Consider the following 19,498-nt stretch of genomic DNA (forward strand, 5'->3'; position numbering starts at 1 on the left):
GAGCCGCGACGCGAAACGGCCTATAAACCCTCACGATCCTTTGGTAAGTTTTATACTCAGATTAGTTCATCGTACACACGAACTATGGCTGACGAGGATCCCGCGGACGACGTGGAGCTCGAAGCACGACTGGCCGATCAGGGCGTCTTCGAGCCGCCGGAATCGTTCGTCGAGCAGGCCAACGTCACGGACGCGGGAATCTACGAGGAGTTCGAGGAGAACTGGCCCGAGTGCTGGGAGGGCGCCGCGGACCTCCTCTCGTGGGACGACGACTACGATCAGGTGCTCGACGACTCGAACCCGCCGTTCTACGAGTGGTTCACCGGCGGAACGCTGAACGCCTCCTACAACTGTATCGACCGACACTTGCCCGAGCGCGCCGACGAGGCCGCCCTCGAATGGATCGGCGAGCCCGTCGAGGAGGACAATCGCTCGATCACCTACGAGGAGCTCCACCGGGAGGTCAACGAGGCCGCCGCCGCTCTCCGCGATCTCGGGGTCGGCGAGGACGACGTCGTCACCCTCTACATGCCGATGATCCCGCAACTTCCCATCGCCATGCTCGCCTGCGCGCGTATCGGCGCGCCCCACTCGGTCGTCTTCGCCGGCTTCTCGGCCGAGGCGCTCGCCACGCGGATGAACGCCGCCGACTCCGAGTACCTCGTCACCTGCGACGGCTACTACCGGCGCGGCGACCCCCTCGATCACCTCGACAAGACCAACGAGGGGCTCGCGGACGTCGATCACGACGTCGAGACGGTCGTGGTCGATCGCCTCGGCCCGAACGGCGACGACTTCGGCCACGACCTCGCCGCCGATCAGCACGACTACGCCGACCTCGTGGCCGACCACGCCGGCGCGACGGTCGAGCCGGTCGCGCGCGACGCGGAGGACATGCTCTTCCTCATGTACACCTCCGGGACCACCGGCCAACCGAAGGGGGTGAAACACACGACGGCGGGCTATCTCGCGTGGACGGCGTGGACCTCGCAGGCCGTCCTCGACGTCAAACCCGAGGACACCTACTTCTGCTCGGCGGACATCGGGTGGATCACCGGCCACTCCTACATCGTCTACGGCCCCCTCGCCCTCGGGACGACGTCGATGATGTACGAGGGGACGCCGGACTACCCGACGCGCGAGCGCCTCTGGCAGATCATCGAGGAGTACGAAGCCGACCAACTCTACACCGCCCCCACCGCCATCCGATCGTTCATGAAGTGGGGCGCGGAATACCCCGCGAACAACGACCTCTCCTCGCTGCGGTTGCTCGGGACGGTCGGCGAACCGATCAACCCCCGCGCGTGGAAGTGGTACTACAAGCACATCGGCGGCGAGGAGTGCCCGGTAGTCGACACGTGGTGGCAGACGGAGACCGGCGGTCACATGGTGACGACGCTCCCCGGCGTTAACGACATGAAGCCCGGGAGCGCCGGTCCCGCGCTCCCTGGCCTCGACGTCGAGATCGTCGACACGAACGCCGAGGAAGTCGAGCCCGGCCGCGCCGGCTATCTGACCGTCCAGAAGCCGTGGCCCGGGATGCTGCGCACGCTCTACAAGAACGACGAGCGGTTCATCGACGAGTATTGGGCGGAGTACTCCGACACCGACTCTGACGACCCCGAGGACTGGGTCTACTTCCCCGAGGACGGCGCGAAGGTCGACGACGAGGACTACATCACCGTCCTCGGCCGCGTCGACGACGTGATCAACGTCTCCGGGCACCGACTCGGGACCATGGAGATCGAGTCCGCGATCGTCGGCGTCGACGGCGTCGCCGAGGCCGCCGTCGTCGGCGGCGACCACGACTTGAAGGGCGAAGCGGTCTACGCCTACGTCATCCTCGAAGACGGCTACGAAGGAAACGACGAGATGCGCGCCGCCATCGTCGAGGGCGTCGAGGACGCCATCGGTCCCATCGCACGCCCCGAGGAGGTCGTCTTCACGCCCGAGCTCCCGAAGACCCGATCCGGGAAGATCATGCGCCGCCTCCTCGAGGACATCGCCAACGACGAGGAGCTGGGCGACACCTCGACGCTTCAGAACCCCGGTATCGTCGACGACATCCGCTCGAAGTCCGACGACTGACGCGGCGATCACGGCCCCCGTCCGGGCCACACGGTTTAGGGAGCCGGCCGTCCAACTGTTCTGAGTATGGCCGACGAGGCGCTCTGTTTCGACATGTACGGCACGCTCTGCGACGTCTCCAGCGTCGCGGACGCGATTGAGCGCGAACTCGATATTCCGGGCGGACTCGCCGCGGACGTCGACGCGCTCTGGCGTTCGAAACAGATCGAGTACGCGTATCACCGTGGGGCGATGGATCGCTACGAGCCGTTCGACGTCGTGACGCGCGACGCGCTCGGGTACGCCCTCGACTACTACGGACTCGACGTCGCCGCGACGGACGCCCTCCTCTCCGCGTACGACGATCTCGATCCGTATCCCGACGTGCTCGACGCCCTCGATAGGCTCACCGACGAACGCGACGCCGTCGTCTTCTCGAACGGTACGCCGGCGATGCTCGATCGGCTCGCGGCGAACGCGGGGATCGACGCGCGCGTGGACGGGCTCGTGAGTGCGGACGACGCCGGCGCGCTCAAACCCGACCCCGCGGTGTACGAACACGTCGCGAGCGAACTCGATCGCCCGCTCCCCGCCTGTCGGCTCGTGTCCTCGAACGGCTGGGACGTCGCGGGCGCGAGCGCCGCCGGCATGGCGACGGCGTGGGTGAACCGCGACAACGACCCCGCGGAGCGCGTCGGCGGGGACGCCGACGTGGTCGTCGAGGACCTCGTCGCGCTCGCCGACGTGCTCTGATCGCCGTTATCCCTCCTCGTTCGGCTCCGCGTCCGCCGGCGTCGCGTCGTCGTACCGGGAGGCGTACGCGACGAGCGCCAACACCACGCCGAACGACAGCCCGACCATCACCGCACCGTAGATCGCGAGGTTCAGCGGCGTCAGCGCGAACGTGATCGGCCCGAGCGAGCCGACGGTGCCGTCGAGGGCGTTCGGCTGTACGACGTAGCCGAGGATGTAGCCGAAGAGCGCAGAGACGACTACCGCGACAGCGGCAATGAGGAAGACGACGCGACGACCGGCGATAGACGCGAGCGTACTCACACCCCGTCATCGGTCCCGGAGGCGATTAGCCTTTGCCGTCGCCGACCGTTCGTCCCCGTATGGAAGAGAAGGAGAAACTGCTGCTCACGCTGTACGGCGTCGCCACCGCGATGATGGTCGCCACGTTCCTCGTCGTCATCACGTAACGAACGACGAGTCGACGTCGAACTCGAGAACTGAAGACCGAAGCCGAGACCGGAATCGAAACGGCGAGTCGCGCGTCCGTCAGTCGGCCGCGTTCCGCTCGGCGTCGTCCGCGTCTTCCTCACCGCCGTCGGCGAGCATCGTCTGTCGCTTCCCCTCGTACCACTTCCACTCGTTGCTGAACTGATCGGACTGCTTGAGGTTCCACGGGTCGCCGGAGTCGACTCGCTTACCGTACAGCGCCGACTGCCAGATGTTCCAGACGAAGGCGACCACGCCGAACGTCATGATGAACGCACCGACGGTGGCGACGGCGTGCCAGGTCATGAACTTCGGCAGGTACGTCGCGTACCGGCGGGGCATCCCGCCGTAGCCGAGGATCAGCATGGCGATGAACGTGACGTTCCCGCCGATGATGGAAAGCCAGAAGTGCCAGAGCGCGAGGCGCCGGTCGTACATCCGACCCGTCATGATCGGGAACCAGTAGTACATCGCCGCGAAGAGCGCGAAGCCGATCGCGCCGAAGACGATGAAGTGGAAGTGCCCGACGACGTAGTAGGTGTCCTGCATCACGAGGTCGAACGGGACGGCGGCGAGGAAGACGCCGGTGACGCCGCCGATGATGAAGTTCTGGACGAAACCGACCGAGAACAGCATCGGTGCGGTCATCCGCAGCTTCCCGTTCCACAGCGTCGTGATCCAGTTGAACACCTTCACCGCGGAGGGTATCCCGATCGCCAACGAGATCGCCATGAACGAGGCGGTGAGTCGCGGGTTCATCCCCGTCGTGAACATGTGGTGCGCCCACACGCCGAAGGAGAGGATGCCGATGGCGAGCGTCGAGTAGACGATGAACTTGAACCCGAAGAGCTTGCGGCCCGCGAACTTCGGGAGGATGAGACTAACGAGCCCCATCGGCGGCAGGACGAGGATGTACACCTCCGGATGGCCGAAGAACCAGAAGAGGTGCTGCCAGAGCATCGCGCCCCCACCTTCGCCGGCGAAGAACATCGTCCCGAAGTTCCGATCGAGCAGCAGCATCGTGACCGCGGCGGTCAGGATCGGGAAGGCGAACAGGATGAGCCCACCCTGCGTGAGGATCGTCCAGCTGAAGATGTCGAGCTTGCTCCACGGGACGTTCACGCTGTCGCGCTCGGCGACGATGGTGGCGATGAAGTTGATCGCGCCCATCGTCGTCGAGAACCCGGAGAGGTGGAACCCAAGGAGGAAGACGTCGACGCCCGTCCCCTGCATCGTGCTGGAGAGGGGCGTGTAGAGCGTCCAGCTCGTCTTCGCGGCCTGGATGTCGATTCCGACGAGCGGCAGGAAGAAGCCCGCCCACATCAGGATCGTGGCGAACGGGAGGATCCAGAACGCGATGGCGTTGATCCGCGGGAACGCCATGTCGTCGGCGTCGACGAGCAGCGGCACCATGTAGTTCGCGAAGCCGAAGATGAGCGGGGCGGCGAACAGGAACAGCATCGTGATGCCGTGCGTGGTGAGCAGGGCGTTGTAGAGCCCGACCCCGCCGAACGAGGCCAAGAAGTCCATCCCCGGCGTCGTGAGCTCGACGCGCATGAGCATCGCCGTGATCCCGCCCCAGGCGAACGCGACGATGCCGAAGAGCGAGTAGAGGATGCCGAGGTCCTTGTGGTCAACGGTGGTGAGCCACCGAGTCAGTCCAGCCGGTTTCTCTTCGTGCCCGTGCCCGGTGCTTTCGCCGTAGCCGCCCCCGCCGACAGGCGTGTACGCCTGCCAGTCTTCGAGGCGGGTCAGCCACCCCGCCACGACCAGGAGCAGCAGCCCCATCAGCACCGAGAATACGAGTTCGGGGGAGACTGCCATGTTCGGCAGTGGGGGTCCCACGGTAAAGAAAGGTACGGGTTCGCCCGTCGCACGGCGACGAACTGTCCGCCGATTACGGCCCGACTTCGATGTCTTCTTCCACCTCGATCCGGCGCGCGGCGGCGTACGTCAGGATCGAGAGTCCGATGAACGGGAGGACGAGCAGTGCGTACTGAAGCACGCGGCTGAACGTCGTGTCGTTCGCCCACGGGTTGACGACAAGGAAGACGGCCGCGAAGACGACGATCACGGCGAGCGGGATGATGTTCACCGCGATGTCGAGGAGGACCTCTTTTTCGAACACGCTGGATTTCGCCTTCATTGCGTGAGCGTGCGGTCCCCGAGCAAATATATGTTGAGGGTTTCCCTCAGAGGTAGCCCCGCTCGTAGCAGCAGAACCCGACGGCGGCGAGGACCGCGATCCCGCCCGCGCCGGCGAGCGCGGCCCCGCGGTTGAACCGTCCGACGGTGAGGAGCGCGGCGCCGACCCCGCCGACGAACAGCCCGACACCGAGCGACGACGGCCACAGCGAGTCGACGTACCCGGACTCCCGGAGAATCCCGACGACGCTCGCCTCCAAGAGGAGGACGCCACCGACCCCGACGGGGAGGAGGTAGTTGCCGAGGAACACGCCGAACTCGGTGAGGACGAGTCCGAGCGCGACGAACACCGGCCACGGGCTCGCGCGAGTGTACTGTTCGCTCAGGCCCGGTTGCTCTTCCATACCGATGCGTTGGGGCGCGGACGTAAGAAGCGTATCGCTCCGGGATCGCCGCGTCTCAGAAGGGACTGAACTCCGTCCCGAAGACGGAGCCGATGTAGACGACGGCGACGAGGAACAGCCAGATGGCGTCGACGAAGTGCCAGTACCACGAGACGGTCGTGACGGAGACGTGCCGATCGGCGTCGTAGTGCCCGCGAAGCCCGCGCACGAGGAGGATGGCGAGCAGGAGTACGCCGAAGGACACGTGGATCCCGTGGATGCCGGTGAGCCCGAAGAAGCCGCTGGCGAAGACCCCAGAGGTGAGAGTGAATCCCTCGTGGACGATGAACTCGTAGTACTCGTAGATCTGCCCCCCGATGAAGACGATCCCGCAGAGCAAGGTGACGAGGAGCCCCTGTACGAACCGCTGGTGGTTCCCCTTCTGGAGGTGGCCCTCGGCCCAGTGGATGGTGAAACTGGAGAACACGAGCAGGACCGTGTTGATCACGAGGACGCTCGTGAGGATGCCGCTCTCGGGGAGGTATTCGGTGTGCCAGCCACCGGTGCGGATGAAGAAGTAGTACGCGAACCCGGCGCCGAACGTGGCGATGTCGGTCCCGAGGAACAGCAACATCCCGAGGCGGAGCGACGCGCCGCCGTTGTGCGAGCCCCGGTCCCAGAAGTCGACGACGAACGCCTGATAGATCCAGCCGAACATCCCGAGGATCGTGACGGCCCAGCCCGCGACGAACGCACCGAGGCCGACGCTCGACGAGACGAGGTCAGTACCGCGTCCGATCACGTAGAGCGATGCGCCGGTGTAGACGACCAAGAGCCCGATGGCCGTGACGAACGGCCACCAGCTCGCCTCGCCGTAGCCGCGCGGCCAGTCGCGGACGGCGGGCAAGAAGTGTCCGTGGTCTTCGCTTTCCTCCGTAGCCATATACTGGCGGGTAACGCGGGATACGATAAAAAACCTCCCAACTGGCTCCGCCGGCGACGTCGAGACCGATCGCTACGGACTCGGGTGGAAACGGTGAGAACGGAAGGGAGCGGCGTTAGACAGACGGGGCCGCGAGCGCTGCCGTCTCGTCGGTCGCCGTGGCGTTCATCGCGGTCTCGTTCGTGGCCGTCGCCGTCGCGTTCGAGGACTCGTCGCTACTCGATCCGCTCGCTTCTTCTCGGGCCTGTTGGGCCTGCTCGCTCGCCCACTGCTCGTATTCCGACTGGTCTTTCACGATGACGTCGGCGAGCATGTTGGAGTGGCCGGCCCCACAGAACTCCGCACAGTAGAGCACGTACGGCTCCTCGCGGACGGAGTCCTCGTTGATCTCCGTGGCGATGTACGTCGTCCGGGCGGGGAAGGCGTCCTTCTTCAGCCCCAGCGCGGGGATGTGGACCGCGTGGAGGACGTCGCGTGACGTGATTCGTAACACCACCTGTTTCTCGGCGGGGAGCACGAGATTCTCGGACGTGAAGTTCGTCCCGTTGTGCTGGTAGTGGAACTGCCACGACCACTGGTAGGAGTCGACGTGGACGACGGTCGTGTCGGGTTGTTCCATCATCTGCTGGGAGTCCTCCTGAGAGGCGAGGACGTACGGCGACCCCATCGCGCCGTAGGCGACGAGGCCGACGAACAGCAGGACGACCGCGGTCGCGGCGGTCCAGGTGATCTCGAGGCGACGGTTCTCCTGAGTGGGCTTCGCTTCGTCGGCCTTCCGGAACTTCCAGATGGCGTAGAAGAGGACCCCCTCGACGATGATCGTGATGGGGAGTGCGACGGCGAGCAGCAGGTTGCTGACGTTGTCGATGTACTGGCTCGTCACGGACGACGCCGCGGCTGCCGGTTGTGCGGCGACGACGAACGGCACCAGCCCCATCAGCCCCATCGTCAGGACGGACGAGAGCCGCTTCCGGGACATTGCTACCCGATCGTTGGGAAGTGCCGGACAAGTAACTACCGACTCGGGCTCCGTAGGCGGGAGTCGGGGGGGATAAGTACGCCCCGACCCAACCTCCGATAGAGTCATCGTGCGACCGATACGTCCCCGTCTCTCTCACGTGCTCGTCGTCGCCGTCCTTGGCGTCTACGCACTCCTCGTCGTCGGCGCGACGACGGCGCTGACGGACGCCGCCGCAGCCTGCCAGACGTGGCCGGCCTGCGACGGTCAGTGGTTCGCACTCACCTCCTTCCCGCTGGAGGTCGTCTGGGCGCACCGCCTCCTCGCGGCCCTCGTCGCTCTCCTCCTCGTGGGCACGATCGGGCTCGCGTACGTCCAAGACGCCGACACCCGCGTCCTCGCCGCGATCGGCGTCGCGCTCGTCTGCTATCCCCTCCAGGTGGCGGTCGGCGCGCTCGCCGCGACCGACTCCGTCGCGTACGTCCCGGCGATCCACCTCGGCTTGGGAGTCGCGATCTTCTCCGCGCTCGTCGTCGCGCTCGCGTGGGCGCTCGAATCGCGGACGGCCCACAAGCCCTCCGCCGAGTGGGACGGCGAACCGAAGGACGGGAGCGATCCCGCGCCGGCGTCGGCCGCGTCGTCGCCCGACGACCTCGGGTGGTGGGCGCTCGCGGGAGCCTATTTCCGGATGATGAAGCCGCGGCTGATGTGGCTGCTCTGTCTCGTCGCTTCGGCGGGCATGGCGCTCTCGGCCGGTCCCGCGCTCACCGTGCGAACGGTCGTCCTCACCCTCCTCGGTGGCGTCCTCTCGATCGGCGCGAGCGGGACGTTCAACCACGTCTTGGAGCGCGACGTCGACCGGAAGATGAACCGCACCGCGGACCGCCCGCTCGCGAACGACGCGATCCCGAAGCGCAACGCGCTCGCCTTCGGTGCGTTCCTCGCGCTCGCCTCGCTCGCGGTCTTCTCTCAGCTCGGCCTCCTCACAGCCTTCCTCGGGCTGACCGCGATCGTCTTCTACTCCGTCGTCTACACGCTCGTGCTGAAGCCGAACACGGTCCAGAACACCGTCATCGGCGGCATAGCGGGCGCGCTTCCGGCGCTCATCGGCTCGGCGGCCGTCACGGGCTCGATCGGGCTCCCCGCGCTCGCGCTCGCTGGCCTCATCTTCCTCTGGACGCCCGCCCATTTCTACAACCTCGCGCTCGCCTACCGCGACGACTACGAGCGCGGGGGGTTCCCGATGATGCCCGTCGTTCGCGGGGCCGCGGTCACGCGCAAGCACATCGTCGGCTGGCTCGGCGCGACGCTCGTCGGCGCGGCCGCCCTCGCCGCCGTGACTGACCTCGGGTGGCTGTACGCCGCGACGGTCGTCGCCCTCGGCGGCGTCTTCCTCTGGATGGTCGTCCGTCTCCACGAGGAGCGCGATCGGGCGGCCGCGATGCGCGCGTTCCACGCCTCGAACGCGTTCCTCGGCGCGACGCTCGTCGCCGTCCTCGTCGACGCGCTCGTACTCTGAAACCGATGTACCGGCTCATCGATCGCGCCGTCCCGACGCCCGACGCCGCGACGCTGCTCCGCTGGGCCGCGGTGGTGAACGCGGAGATCCTGGTGACACTCGCGTACGTCGTCCTCTCCCCGAACACCCCGACGGACCCCCTGATCTACGTCTACCCGTGGGTGTGGGTGAACGTCGCCGTTTGGGGGGTCCTGCGCGTCCGACCGACGCCGACGTCGCGGCGCGCCCGCTGGGCCGCCGCCATCGTCGGCGTCGCGTACTTCCTGCTGGTCGGCTACGCCGGCGGCCTCTACCACCTCTCGGGTGCGGGGCTCGGGTTCTCCACGCACTGGCTCCCGCCCGGGTGGGGGCCGACGCCGGTCTACAGCGCGTCCGCGTTCACCCTCGTCCTCATGCCGTTCAAGGTCGTCGGGTACGTCGCGCTCGCCTACCTCGTCTCCGTCACCGTCCGGGACGCCTCGGCGTCCGCTCTCTCGGGTCTCGTCGGCCTCGTCTCCTGTGTCTCCTGTACGTGGCCGGTGCTCGCCACGCTCGCCACCGGGCTCTTCGGGAGCGCGTCGGCCCTCTCGTCGATCGCCATGACGCGGGCGTACGGCGTCTCGACGGTCGTCTTCGTCGTCTCGGTCATCGCGCTGACGTGGCGGCCGACGCGCTGACGCGAGAGCGATACCCTTACCGCACAGCCGCGCCCACGTTCGGGTAGTGATGGCTCCGGCTGTGGTCGCCGACGACGTCTCCGAGAGCTACGGTGACACCGTCGCGCTCGACGGCGTCTCGCTCGCCGTCGAGGCGGGCGAGGTGTTCGCGCTGATCGGGCCGAACGGCGCCGGAAAGACGACGCTCACCCGCTGTCTCACGGGCACGCGGACGCCCGACGGAGGGCGAGTCGAACTGCTCGGCAGCCCGCCGATCGAGGCCGCAAGGGAGCGTCTCGGCCTGCTCCCGCAGGACTTCGACCCGCCGGATCGGCTGAGCGCGCGCGAGCTCGTCGCCTACTACGCGGGGCTCTACGACGACGCGCGCGCTCCCGACTCCCTCCTCCGGACGGTCGGGATGGACCCCGACACCGACACGTGGTACGGCGACATGAGCGGCGGCGAGCAGCGCCGCACGTGCGTCGCGGCGTCGCTCGCCAACGACCCCGACGTCCTCTTCGTTGACGAGCCGACGACGGGCATCGATCCCGCGGGGCGGCGCGCGCTCTGGGACGTCTTCGAGGACCTCGCGGACGCCGGCACCACGGTCTTCCTCACGACGCACTACATGGCGGAGGCCGAGCGCCTCGCGGACCGCGTCGGTCTCCTCGCCGACGGCTCGCTCGTCGCCACCGGGACGCCTGACGATCTGATCGCCGCGTACGGCGGCGAGCAGTACCTCGCCGTCGAGACAGACGCCGACCCCGGTGCGGTGGACGACCTCGGCTACGAAGTCACGCGCGCGGGCGACGAACTGCGTGTCCTGGGCGTCCCGCCCGAGGCCATCGGCGACGTCGCCGCGGCGCTCGACGCCCGCGGCGTCCCGTTCGACGCCCTCTCGTGGACGGAGCCCGACTTGGAGGACGTCTACCTCCGGCTCGCCGACGGTCCGGGCGCCGCCGGGGCCGACGAGACGGAGGTGACGGCGTGAGCCGTCTCGCGTCGCGCGACCCGACCGACGCCCGCACGTCGAGGTGGGTCGCGTGAGTCGGTCCGCGCGGATCGCCGCCGAGGCGCGCGCCGCCTACAAGTCGTTCGTCCGGCGGCGGGTCGCGGTCTTCTTCACGTTCTTCTTTCCGATCCTCCTGATCGTCATCTTCGCGGGGCTCGTCCGCACCGGCGGGGGCGGCACGGGCCTGTTCAGTCAGCCGCCGGGCTACTACGTTCCCGCGTACCTCGCGGTCGTCGTCCTCTTCACGCCGCTCTCGCGCCTCGGTAGCGAGGTGGCGCGCTTCCGCGAGGGCAATCGCTTCGAGAAGCTCGCCGCGTCGCCGATGCGCCGCTGGGAGTGGCTCATCGCCCAGACGGCCATCAACACCGCGCTCATCGCGGTGGCCTGTGCCGCGCTGCTCGCGCTCCTCGCCGCGACGGGCGCGCAGTTCCGCCTCTCCCCGTGGCTCGTTCCCTTCGTCCTCACCGGCTCGGTGTTGTTCTGCGGGGTCGGCGCGATCCTCGGCGCGCTCGCCGACAGCCAGGACGGCGCGATCACGGCGTCGAACGGCGTCGCGCTCCCGCTGTTGTTCCTCTCGAACACCTTCTTAGGGCCCGCGTCGCTCCCCGCGTGGTTCCGTCCGGTGACGGACCTCTCGCCGCTCAGCTACTTCGCGTACGGCGTGCGCGCGGCGACCTACCCGGGGAACCACGCCGGCTGGCCGGGCTCCGTCGGTGCGGACTACGCGGTGTTGCTCGTCCTCGCGGTCGTCGCGTTCGCCCTCGGCGCGTGGCTGCTCCCGTGGACCGAGCGTTAGCGCGCCATCGGCACCCACGAGTAGACGTGGTTCAGCATCCAGTAGGTGACGACGCCGAGGCCGAGGCTGAGCGTCCACGCGACGACGGCGATCTTCCCCGCGGTCGGGTGCGACGTGTTCGGCAGTTCGTCCGTGTCGTGGGTGAGCCCGAGGACGACCGCGTGGAGGACGACCGGGACGGAGACGACGCTCAGGAGGATGTGGACGGCGAGCATGGCGAGGTAGGCGACGTGCACGACGTCCGCGTACTGCCAGAGGAACTGCCCCTGTTCGATGACGATGCGCTTCTCGAAGCCGCCCCCGACCTTCCAGAGGTAGAGCACGAGGAAGGCCATGATGAGCGCGAACGCCGTCAACATCGCCGTCCGATGCGCGCGAACCTTGCCGTTTCGGATGCAGTAGTAGCCGACGAGGAGCGCGGTGAGCGCGCAGGTGTTGACGACGGCGATGAGGTCGGAGAAGAGCAACACCGTGTCCCGACTGATCTCGGGGAAGATCGGCACGACGCCGGCGAACGTCCCGATGACGAGCGCGTAGCCGACGACGGAGACGACGGCCGTGACCCACCGTGGGCGGGCGCGGACCGCGCCGCGTACGTTCATACGCCGGATTGCCGTGCGCGCGCCTTATCCTGTACGCTTCGCGTCGCGGCCGTCCCGTCCGCGTCGCCGTCCCGTCTCGGCCTACATCCCCATGTCCGCGGCGCGCTCGGGGACCGGGAGGTCGTTCGGGTCGCAACCGAGGAGCTCGGCGGTGTGGTCAAGCGCCATGTCGAAGCCGTAGTAGCGTTCGAGCTCGTCGCCGTCGACGCTCGGGCGCACCTTCAACATCGCGTACCCCTCGCGGTTCTGCGCGATACAGGCGCTCCGGCCGTCGCGCTCGAACTCCAGCACGCGCTCCGCGTCGGTCTCGCGGTAGCGCGCCGTGATACCGTCGGCCTCCGCGGTGTCGGCGTCCGTGTCGGTCATCGTCGGCGGTTCTCGCGCCCGGTAAGTGAGGCTGTCGGCTCGCCGCTCGCGCGTCGCGACGCGGTCCGGTGCGTCACGTCTCCTCGGCCTCGGAGAGCACCGACTTCACCGACGGGGCGTCGTACGACTCGTAGGCGTCGAGGAGGGCCGCGGCGTCGTCCGCGACCGTCACCATCTCGCGGTGTTTCGACTCGACGAACCCCGCCGACACCTGGTGGTCGAAGAACGACGCGAGCTCGTCGTAGTAGCCCGCGACGTTGAGGAAGCCACACGGCTTCGCGTGGAAGCCGAGCTGGGCCCACGTGAGCACCTCGACGATCTCTTCGAGCGTGCCGAAGCCGCCGGGGAGCGCGACGAACCCGTCCGCGAGCTCCGCCATCCGGGCCTTGCGCGCGTGCATCGAGTCGACAACGTCGAGTTCGGTGAGCCCGTGGTGGGCGATCTCCTTCGCTTCGAGCGACTCCGGGATGACGCCGTGGGCCTCGCCGCCGGCGTCGAGCGTCGCGTCCGCGAGCGCGCCCATCAGGCCGACGCGGCCGCCGCCGTAGACGAGCGTCGCGTCGCGCGCGGCGAGCTCGCGCCCGAGCGCCTCCGCGGCGGCGCGGTACGCGTCGTCGGTGCCCGGACTCGATCCGCAGTAGACACAGAGTGCGTCCATACTCGTCCGTCCGCCGGCGGCGGTGTAAAGTCCACCGGGCTCGCGGGGATCGCGGCCGACCGCCGACGCCGAACCCGGTGAGGGTTTAGGCCCGAGCGCCGTAGGTCCGCGTACACAGATGCCCCCGCTCGTCGCGCCGACCGAACTCGCGCTCTTCGCGCTCGTGGGGTTGCTCGGCGGCGCACACTGTCTCGGGATGTGCGGGCCGCTCGTCACGACGTACGCCGAGCGGATGCCCTCGGACGATCGCGGGCCGTCGTGGTTCGAGCTCCGTCAACACGCGCTGTTCAACGCGGGACGGACGGCGAGCTACGCGCTCGTCGGCGGCCTGCTCGGCCTCGTCGGCGCGACCGTCTACGCGGGAGCGGGCGCGGCGTTCGGCGGTGTGGGCGACCTCTTGCGCGGCGTCGTCGGCGTCGCCGTCGGCGTCGTCGTGATCGCCGTCGGCCTGACGCGCGTCCTCGGCAGCGATCGGCTCCACGGGCTCCTCCCGGTCTCGCTCGGCACGAGCGCGGTCTTCTCGCGCGTCGCCGGGTACGCGAGCTCGCGCATCGACGACTACGCCACCGGCCCGAGGATCGCCCTCCTCGGCGCGATCCACGCCTTCCTCCCCTGCCCGCTCCTCTACCCGGCGTTCGTCTACGCGCTCGGGCAGGGACGGCCCGTCGCGGGCGCGCTGAACCTCGCGGCGCTCGGCGTCGGCACCGTTCCGACGCTGTTCCTCTACGGGACGGTCCTCGGGTCGGTTCCGGCCGCGCGGCGCGCGGCCGCCCATCGCGTCCTCGGCGGCGCGTTCGTCCTGCTGGGACTCATCCCGCTCCTCGCGGGCCTCGGCCTGCTCGGCGTCCCCGTCCCGCACCTCCACATCCCACACTACACCGCGACGCCGTAACACGACACCATGACCGACACGACCGATACCTGCACCCTCTGCGACCTCCCGATCCGCGGCGATCCCGTGACGGCCGACGACGACGCGAACGGCGACGGCGCCGCGAGCCAGTCGGAGACGGACGCGACCGACGCCGCCGGCGAGACGTTCTGCTGTCGCGGCTGTCTCGAGGTGTATCGCACGCTCGGCGACGCCGACCCCGAGGCGGTGTCCGCAGACGACCTCGAAGACGCGAGCGACGGCGACGCGGACCGACGCGACGTCCCCGAGGACGCCGAGACGGCGTTCCTCGCCGTCGACGGGATGCACTGCACGGCCTGCGAGGCGTTCCTGGAGACCACGGCGCGGGCCGGCGAGGGGGTCTACGACGCCGAAGCGAGCTACACGACGGAGATGCTGAAGGTGTCCTACGACGGCTCGAAGACGGACGAGGAGGCGCTCGCCGAGTCGGTGAGCCGCCTCGGCTATCGGGCGAGCGTCCCGGAGGTCGGGACGGCCGCCGCCGAGGAGGAACGCTTCGGGCGCGACGAACTGCGCACCGTTCTCGGCGTCCTCGGTGCGATGTCGGTGATGATGATCTACGTCCTCTTCCTCTACCCGAGCTACCTCGGCATCTACTCGGAGTCCTTCCTCTACGAACCGGCGACGCACGTGATCGTCTTCGTCCCCATCCCGCTGCTCTCGACCATCGTCGTCTTCCTCGTCGGCTATCCGATCGTCCGATCGGCGTACGTCAGTTTACGCGCGGGAACGCCGAGCATGGACGTGCTGATCGCCGGCGGCGCGCTCGCCTCGTACGCCTACTCGATGTACGTCGTCGCCACGGGCGGCGTCGTCATCTACTTCGACGTCGCGGTCGCCATCGTTGCCGTCGTGACGCTCGGCGACTTCGTCCAGCGCCGCGTGAAGCGCCGCGCGCTCGGCTCGATCGGCGATCTCGACTTCGACCGCGTGAGGAGCGCGCGCGTCCGCGACGCCGCGGGCACGCACGAGGTGGACGTGGACGCCCTCGAACCCGGGGACGAAGTCGTCGTGAAGCGCGGCGAGCGCGTCCCGCTCGACGGGACGGTCGTGGACGGCGAGGCGGCGGTCGACGAGGCGCTCGTCACGGGCGAATCCGTCCCCGAAACGCGGGGACCGGGCGACGCGGTCATCGGCGGGTCGGTCGCCACGGACGGCCGCCTCGTCGTCCGCGTGGGCGAGCGCGCGGCGAGCACGTACGACCGCCTGCTCGCGCAACTGTGGAACGTCCAGTCGGGTTCGGGCGGCACGCAGCGCCTCGCGGACACGATCGCCGCGCTCTTCGTGCCGTTCGTGCTCGCGCTCGCGCTCGTCGTCGCCGGCGGCTGGCTCCTCACGGGCGCGCCCGTCCGCGAGGCGCTCACGATCGGCGTCTCGGTCCTCGTCGTCTCATGTCCGTGCTCGTTCGGCCTCGCTACCCCCGTCGCCGTCGCCGCGGGCGTGAGTCGCGCCGCCGACGACGGCGTGCTCGTGACGAACACGGACGCCGTGGCGTCGCTCGCTGACGTCGACGTCGTCGCCTTCGACAAGACCGGGACGCTCACCGAGGGGCGGATGCGCGTCACCGACGTCGCAGTCGACGACGCGACCGAGCGCGACGTCCTGCGGTACGCGGCCGCGATCGAGCGCGAGGCGAACCATCCGGTCGCGGACGCCGTCGTCGGCCACGCAGACGAGCGCGGCGTGCGCACGTCCGGCGAGCGCACGCTCGCGAGCGACGGTGGGGCGGCCGTCACCGACGGGGCGACGGACGACGGTGACGCCGCGGCGGACTCGCTCCGCGTCGCGGACTTCGAGGAGCGGCGACGCGGGGCGATCGGGACCGTCGACGGCGCGCGCGTCCTCGTCGGACACCCCGACCTGTTCGCGGGCGAGGACTGGACCGTCCCCGGCGCCGTCTCGCGCGCCGTCACGAGCGCGCAGGACGACGGTGCGATCGCCACGGTCGTCGGCTGGGGCGGACGGGCGCGCGGCGTGCTCGCGGCGCGCGACACCCCCCGCGACGACTGGCGGGAGACGGTCGAGGCGCTCGCCCGCGACGGCCGGGAGATCGTCGTCGTGACGGGCGACGACCAGTCTCGCGTGTCGCAGTTCGAGGCGCACCCCGACGTCGCCGACGTCTTCGCGGGCGTCCTCCCGCAAGCGAAGGCCGCCGTCGTCGAACGACTGCGCGGCGCGGAGGGGACGGTGGCGATGGTCGGCGACGGGACGAACGACGCGCCGGCGCTCGCCGCCGCCGACCTCGGCGTGGCGTTCGCCTCCGGCACCGAGCTCGCCACGGAGGCCGCCGACGCCACCGTCACCGAGGGCGGCTTGCGCTCCGTTCGGCGGCTCTTCGGGATCGCCACGACGACGCGCTCGCGCGTCCGGCAGAACTTCGCGTGGGCGCTCGGCTACAACGTGATCACGCTCCCGCTGGCCGCGCTCGGCCTCGTCGACCCGCTGCTCGCGGCGATCGCCATGGCGGCGTCCAGTCTCCTCGTCGTCGCCAACTCCGCGCGCTCCTATCGGCTGGACGAGTGACTGACCCGGCATTATTAACTCGGAGTGTAGTTTCAAATCTTGCGTATAGGGCGCTATACCGCTCGAAAACGCCGTCTTGTCGGAAAGGGTTAAGTCGATAGGACGGCCATAGTGAACCGATGATGATGTCCGACGCGGTGCCGGTAGCGGACGTGTTCGACGCGCTCGCCGCGGCCGCGCCAGAGATACGGGCGGGGTTCGCGGGACGCGCCGGTGAGACCGACGACCGTAACGCGACCGGCGACCGGCAGCTCCACGCGGACATCCACGCCGACGACATCCTGCGTGCGCGTCTCGGCGGGCTCGAAGCCGTCGGCCAGTACGCCAGCGAGGAGGCCGAGGACGTCAGCGACGTCGGATCCGGCCCGCTCTCGGTCAGCGTCGATCCCCTCGACGGCTCCTCGAACCTGAGCGCGAACAACCCGACCGGCACCATCGTCGGCGTCTACGACGCGCCGCTTCCCGCGGCCGGACGCGATCTCGTCGCCGCCGCTTACGTCCTCTACGGCCCGCTCACGACGATGGTGGCCGCAACGGACGACGGCGCGACGCGGTACGCGATCACCTCCGACGGGCGACGGGACGACGAACCCGCGGTCCTCCCCGACGACCCGACCGTCTACGGATTCGGCGGTCGCGTCCCCGACTGGACGGCGGCGTTCACCGACTACGCCCGTCGCGTCGAGGACGAGCTGAAACTCCGGTACAGCGGCGCGATGGTCGCCGACGTCAATCAGGTGCTCACGTACGGTGGCGTCTTCGCTTACCCCGGCCTCCGCGATCGGCCGACGGGCAAGCTTCGCACGCAGTTCGAGGCCATCCCGATGGCGTACATCGTCGAGGCCGCCGGCGGAGCGTCCACGGACGGCACGCGCTCCCTCCTCGACGTCGAACCCGACACCCTCCACGAGCGGACGCCGATCTACCTCGGCAACGACGCGCTCATCGATCGCGCGGAACGCATCGTCTCCTGATCGGCGGGCCGCATCTTTCTTCGGTCACCGGATACACGTCCGGGTATGGCCTCCGACGAGAACCCGTTCACGAACCTCCAAGAACAGATCGACGACGCGGCGTCGTACCTCCCCTCCACCGTCAACGACGACGTCCTCACGCGGCTCAAGCACCCCGAGCGCGTCCTCGAGACGAACCTCACCGTCGACATGGACGACGGGTCCCTCGAGACGTTCACGGCCTACCGCTCGCAGTTCAACGGCGATCGCGGTCCGTACAAGGGCGGCGTCCGCTATCACCCCGACGTCTCGCGCGACGAGGTGAAGGCCCTCTCCGGCTGGATGGCCTACAAGTGCGCCGTCGTCGACGTCCCGTACGGTGGGGCGAAAGGCGGCATCGTCGTCGATCCCGGTGAGTACAGCGCCGCCGAACTCGAACGCCTCACGCGCTCGTTCGCCGAGGAGATCCGCCCGCTCGTCGGCGAGGACCGCGACATCCCCGCCCCCGACGTCAATACCGGCCAGCGCGAGATGAACTGGATCAAGAGCACCTACGAGACGCTCGAACGCACCACCGCACCCGGCGTCGTCACCGGGAAGTCCATCGAGAACGGGGGGAGCGAAGGGCGCGTGGAGGCCACCGGTCGCTCCGTGATGCTCGCCGCGCGCGAGCTCTTCGGTTACCTCGATACGCCCGTCGACGACGCCACCGTCGCCGTGCAGGGGTACGGCAACGCCGGCTCCGTCGCGGCCGAACTCATCGCCGACCTCGGTGCGACCGTCGTCGCCGTCTCCGACTCATCGGGCGGTATCCGCGACGCGGACGGCCTCGACCCGCGGGCGGTCAAGGAGTTCAAGAACGACACCGGGACCGTCTCCGACTACGCGGGAAGCGAGAACATCACCAACGAGGACCTGCTCACGCTCGACGTCGACCTCCTCGTCCCCGCCGCGCTCGAAAACGCCGTCGACGGTGATCTCGCCGCGGACGTGCAGGCCGACGCCATCGTCGAGGCCGCCAACGGCCCTCTCACTCCCGATGCCGACGACGTCTTCCAAGCGCGCGACGTGCCGGTGATCCCGGACATCCTCGCCAACGCCGGCGGCGTGACGGTGAGCTACTTCGAGTGGGTGCAGAACCGCCAGCGCTTCTACTGGTCGGAGGAGCGCGTCAACGACGAGCTCGAAACCGTCATCGTCGACGCGTTCGACGACCTCGTCGAGGCCGTGGAGACGCTCGACCTCCCGAGTTTCCGCGTCGCCGCGTACGTCGTCGCCATCCAGCGTGTCGTCGACGCCTACACGGGCAACGGGAACTGGCCCTGAGGTCCATTTCCGGGCGCGACATGCCCGGCGGCTCCCTTCTTCGTGCCTACTCGGACCGTCGCGTCGTACGTCGCCTCGTCGACGTGCGTTCGCGACCCGTCGGCCACCGTGTCGATGGCCGCGTTCGCGTCGTCACGAGCGCCGTCGGTGGAGTCCGACACGGCGCCCGCGGAGTCGCCCGACGGAAGGAAAACGGGTAGGCCGCTCACGCGGTTTCCTTGAGCGTGCGTTCGAGCGGGTCGCGAGAACGCGAGAGCGCGATCGCTCGCGCGTCCGCGGCGGCGGCTTCGGCGCTCTCGATCTCGGCTTCGAGCGTCTCGAACGCGCCACCGATCGCGTCACCGATCGCGCTCGATCCCCACGCCGGTCCGGTCTCCGAGCCGCCCCGTTCGCTCGACATGACGCCTACCCGATCGGCTGTGTCCGCCCGACCGAAAAGTCCGGGGGCGACGCGGACGAGCCGTCGCGGCCACGGGTG

General features: G+C 69.0%; 20 protein-coding genes. 10 read left to right on the forward strand and 10 right to left on the reverse strand.

The window, feature by feature from the left end:
- The first annotated feature begins 84 nt into the window (after positions 1 to 84).
- Together acs and J2754_RS05720 are read left to right on the forward strand one after the other, a co-directional pair.
- Positions 85 to 2,088, forward strand: a complete 2,004-nt coding sequence (acs, locus tag J2754_RS05715) for an acetate--CoA ligase (protein ID WP_211086912.1) — start codon at positions 85 to 87, stop codon at positions 2,086 to 2,088.
- Between the two features lie 66 nt (positions 2,089 to 2,154).
- Positions 2,155 to 2,820, forward strand: a complete 666-nt coding sequence (locus J2754_RS05720) for a haloacid dehalogenase type II (RefSeq protein WP_188878816.1) — start codon at positions 2,155 to 2,157, stop codon at positions 2,818 to 2,820.
- 6 nt (positions 2,821 to 2,826) lie between these two features.
- Here the strand turns inward: J2754_RS05720 and J2754_RS05725 are convergent, their stop codons facing one another.
- From J2754_RS05725 to coxB, 6 genes are all read right to left on the reverse strand, one after another.
- Positions 2,827 to 3,123 (reverse strand): DUF7520 family protein, encoded by a 297-nt coding sequence (locus J2754_RS05725; protein WP_188878818.1) that lies wholly within the window; start codon positions 3,121 to 3,123, stop codon positions 2,827 to 2,829.
- Between the two features lie 225 nt (positions 3,124 to 3,348).
- Positions 3,349 to 5,112 (reverse strand): cbb3-type cytochrome c oxidase subunit I, encoded by a 1,764-nt coding sequence (locus J2754_RS05730; RefSeq protein WP_188878820.1) that lies wholly within the window; start codon positions 5,110 to 5,112, stop codon positions 3,349 to 3,351.
- 73 nt (positions 5,113 to 5,185) lie between these two features.
- Positions 5,186 to 5,434, reverse strand: a complete 249-nt coding sequence (locus J2754_RS05735; RefSeq protein ID WP_188878822.1) for a DUF6684 family protein — start codon at positions 5,432 to 5,434, stop codon at positions 5,186 to 5,188.
- A gap of 46 nt (positions 5,435 to 5,480) precedes the next feature.
- Positions 5,481 to 5,837, reverse strand: coding sequence for a DUF7541 family protein (locus J2754_RS05740; protein ID WP_188878824.1), 357 nt, complete (start codon positions 5,835 to 5,837; stop codon positions 5,481 to 5,483).
- A gap of 55 nt (positions 5,838 to 5,892) precedes the next feature.
- A complete protein-coding gene (locus J2754_RS05745) occupies positions 5,893 to 6,759 on the reverse strand; it encodes a cytochrome c oxidase subunit 3 (RefSeq protein ID WP_211086913.1) in 867 nt (288 codons plus the stop codon).
- A 115-nt stretch (positions 6,760 to 6,874) separates the two neighbouring features.
- On the reverse strand, positions 6,875 to 7,738 hold the full coding sequence (coxB, locus tag J2754_RS05750) for a cytochrome c oxidase subunit II (RefSeq protein ID WP_188878827.1): 864 nt from the start codon (positions 7,736 to 7,738) through the stop codon (positions 6,875 to 6,877).
- A 139-nt stretch (positions 7,739 to 7,877) separates the two neighbouring features.
- Between coxB and cyoE the strand changes: the two genes are divergently transcribed.
- Genes cyoE through J2754_RS05770 form a run of 4 tightly spaced genes read left to right on the forward strand, consistent with a single transcriptional unit; the run spans position 7,878 to position 11,679 of the window.
- Positions 7,878 to 9,236: a heme o synthase gene (gene cyoE / locus J2754_RS05755; RefSeq protein WP_342590105.1), complete on the forward strand. Its 1,359-nt coding sequence runs from the start codon at positions 7,878 to 7,880 to the stop codon at positions 9,234 to 9,236.
- A gap of 5 nt (positions 9,237 to 9,241) precedes the next feature.
- Positions 9,242 to 9,892, forward strand: coding sequence for a DUF7546 family protein (locus J2754_RS05760; RefSeq protein WP_188878831.1), 651 nt, complete (start codon positions 9,242 to 9,244; stop codon positions 9,890 to 9,892).
- A 49-nt stretch (positions 9,893 to 9,941) separates the two neighbouring features.
- Positions 9,942 to 10,862 carry an ABC transporter ATP-binding protein gene (locus tag J2754_RS05765; RefSeq protein WP_188878833.1) on the forward strand — a complete coding sequence of 307 codons (921 nt, stop codon included), beginning with the start codon at positions 9,942 to 9,944 and terminating at the stop codon, positions 10,860 to 10,862.
- Positions 10,863 to 10,914: 52 nt separating this feature from the next.
- Positions 10,915 to 11,679 carry an ABC transporter permease gene (locus J2754_RS05770; RefSeq protein WP_211086915.1) on the forward strand — a complete coding sequence of 255 codons (765 nt, stop codon included), beginning with the start codon at positions 10,915 to 10,917 and terminating at the stop codon, positions 11,677 to 11,679.
- Here the strand turns inward: J2754_RS05770 and J2754_RS05775 are convergent.
- From J2754_RS05775 to J2754_RS05785, 3 genes are all read right to left on the reverse strand, one after another.
- Positions 11,676 to 12,281 carry a DUF420 domain-containing protein gene (locus J2754_RS05775; RefSeq protein ID WP_211086916.1) on the reverse strand — a complete coding sequence of 202 codons (606 nt, stop codon included), beginning with the start codon at positions 12,279 to 12,281 and terminating at the stop codon, positions 11,676 to 11,678. The genes J2754_RS05770 and J2754_RS05775 overlap by 4 nt on opposite strands.
- A gap of 81 nt (positions 12,282 to 12,362) precedes the next feature.
- A complete protein-coding gene (locus tag J2754_RS05780) occupies positions 12,363 to 12,647 on the reverse strand; it encodes a DUF7111 family protein (RefSeq protein ID WP_211086917.1) in 285 nt (94 codons plus the stop codon).
- 73 nt (positions 12,648 to 12,720) lie between these two features.
- Positions 12,721 to 13,305, reverse strand: coding sequence for an LOG family protein (locus tag J2754_RS05785; RefSeq protein ID WP_188878838.1), 585 nt, complete (start codon positions 13,303 to 13,305; stop codon positions 12,721 to 12,723).
- 118 nt (positions 13,306 to 13,423) lie between these two features.
- Between J2754_RS05785 and J2754_RS05790 the strand changes: the two genes are divergently transcribed.
- The 4 genes from J2754_RS05790 (at position 13,424) to J2754_RS05805 (ending at position 19,020) form a co-directional block, all read left to right on the forward strand.
- A complete protein-coding gene (locus J2754_RS05790; RefSeq protein WP_188878839.1) occupies positions 13,424 to 14,197 on the forward strand; it encodes a sulfite exporter TauE/SafE family protein in 774 nt (257 codons plus the stop codon).
- Between the two features lie 9 nt (positions 14,198 to 14,206).
- Positions 14,207 to 16,741 carry a heavy metal translocating P-type ATPase gene (locus tag J2754_RS05795; protein ID WP_211086918.1) on the forward strand — a complete coding sequence of 845 codons (2,535 nt, stop codon included), beginning with the start codon at positions 14,207 to 14,209 and terminating at the stop codon, positions 16,739 to 16,741.
- 125 nt (positions 16,742 to 16,866) lie between these two features.
- A complete protein-coding gene (locus J2754_RS05800; RefSeq protein WP_211086957.1) occupies positions 16,867 to 17,715 on the forward strand; it encodes a class 1 fructose-bisphosphatase in 849 nt (282 codons plus the stop codon).
- Between the two features lie 45 nt (positions 17,716 to 17,760).
- A complete protein-coding gene (locus J2754_RS05805; protein WP_211086919.1) occupies positions 17,761 to 19,020 on the forward strand; it encodes a Glu/Leu/Phe/Val family dehydrogenase in 1,260 nt (419 codons plus the stop codon).
- Positions 19,021 to 19,225: 205 nt separating this feature from the next.
- Here the strand turns inward: J2754_RS05805 and J2754_RS05810 are convergent, their stop codons facing one another.
- Positions 19,226 to 19,420, reverse strand: a complete 195-nt coding sequence (locus tag J2754_RS05810; RefSeq protein ID WP_211086920.1) for a hypothetical protein — start codon at positions 19,418 to 19,420, stop codon at positions 19,226 to 19,228.
- Positions 19,421 to 19,498 lie beyond the last annotated feature (78 nt).

It is taken from the genome of Halarchaeum nitratireducens, from assembly GCF_017874695.1.
GTDB lineage: Archaea > Halobacteriota > Halobacteria > Halobacteriales > Halobacteriaceae > Halarchaeum > Halarchaeum nitratireducens.

Excerpts from the sequence above, each read along its gene's own strand:
- acs (WP_211086912.1), top strand. The coding sequence starts at position 85 with ATGGCTGACGAGGATCCCGCGGACGACGTGGAGCTCGAAGCACGACTG.
- J2754_RS05720 (WP_188878816.1), top strand. The coding sequence starts at position 2,155 with ATGGCCGACGAGGCGCTCTGTTTCGACATGTACGGCACGCTCTGCGAC.
- J2754_RS05730 (WP_188878820.1), bottom strand. The coding sequence starts at position 5,112 with ATGGCAGTCTCCCCCGAACTCGTATTCTCGGTGCTGATGGGGCTGCTG.
- J2754_RS05735 (WP_188878822.1), bottom strand. The coding sequence starts at position 5,434 with ATGAAGGCGAAATCCAGCGTGTTCGAAAAAGAGGTCCTCCTCGACATC.
- J2754_RS05740 (WP_188878824.1), bottom strand. The coding sequence starts at position 5,837 with ATGGAAGAGCAACCGGGCCTGAGCGAACAGTACACTCGCGCGAGCCCG.
- J2754_RS05745 (WP_211086913.1), bottom strand. The coding sequence starts at position 6,759 with ATGGCTACGGAGGAAAGCGAAGACCACGGACACTTCTTGCCCGCCGTC.
- coxB (WP_188878827.1), bottom strand. The coding sequence starts at position 7,738 with ATGTCCCGGAAGCGGCTCTCGTCCGTCCTGACGATGGGGCTGATGGGG.
- J2754_RS05760 (WP_188878831.1), top strand. The coding sequence starts at position 9,242 with ATGTACCGGCTCATCGATCGCGCCGTCCCGACGCCCGACGCCGCGACG.
- J2754_RS05765 (WP_188878833.1), top strand. The coding sequence starts at position 9,942 with ATGGCTCCGGCTGTGGTCGCCGACGACGTCTCCGAGAGCTACGGTGAC.
- J2754_RS05775 (WP_211086916.1), bottom strand. The coding sequence starts at position 12,281 with ATGAACGTACGCGGCGCGGTCCGCGCCCGCCCACGGTGGGTCACGGCC.
- J2754_RS05780 (WP_211086917.1), bottom strand. The coding sequence starts at position 12,647 with ATGACCGACACGGACGCCGACACCGCGGAGGCCGACGGTATCACGGCG.
- J2754_RS05785 (WP_188878838.1), bottom strand. The coding sequence starts at position 13,305 with ATGGACGCACTCTGTGTCTACTGCGGATCGAGTCCGGGCACCGACGAC.
- J2754_RS05790 (WP_188878839.1), top strand. The coding sequence starts at position 13,424 with ATGCCCCCGCTCGTCGCGCCGACCGAACTCGCGCTCTTCGCGCTCGTG.
- J2754_RS05795 (WP_211086918.1), top strand. The coding sequence starts at position 14,207 with ATGACCGACACGACCGATACCTGCACCCTCTGCGACCTCCCGATCCGC.
- J2754_RS05800 (WP_211086957.1), top strand. The coding sequence starts at position 16,867 with ATGTCCGACGCGGTGCCGGTAGCGGACGTGTTCGACGCGCTCGCCGCG.
- J2754_RS05805 (WP_211086919.1), top strand. The coding sequence starts at position 17,761 with ATGGCCTCCGACGAGAACCCGTTCACGAACCTCCAAGAACAGATCGAC.
- J2754_RS05810 (WP_211086920.1), bottom strand. The coding sequence starts at position 19,420 with ATGTCGAGCGAACGGGGCGGCTCGGAGACCGGACCGGCGTGGGGATCG.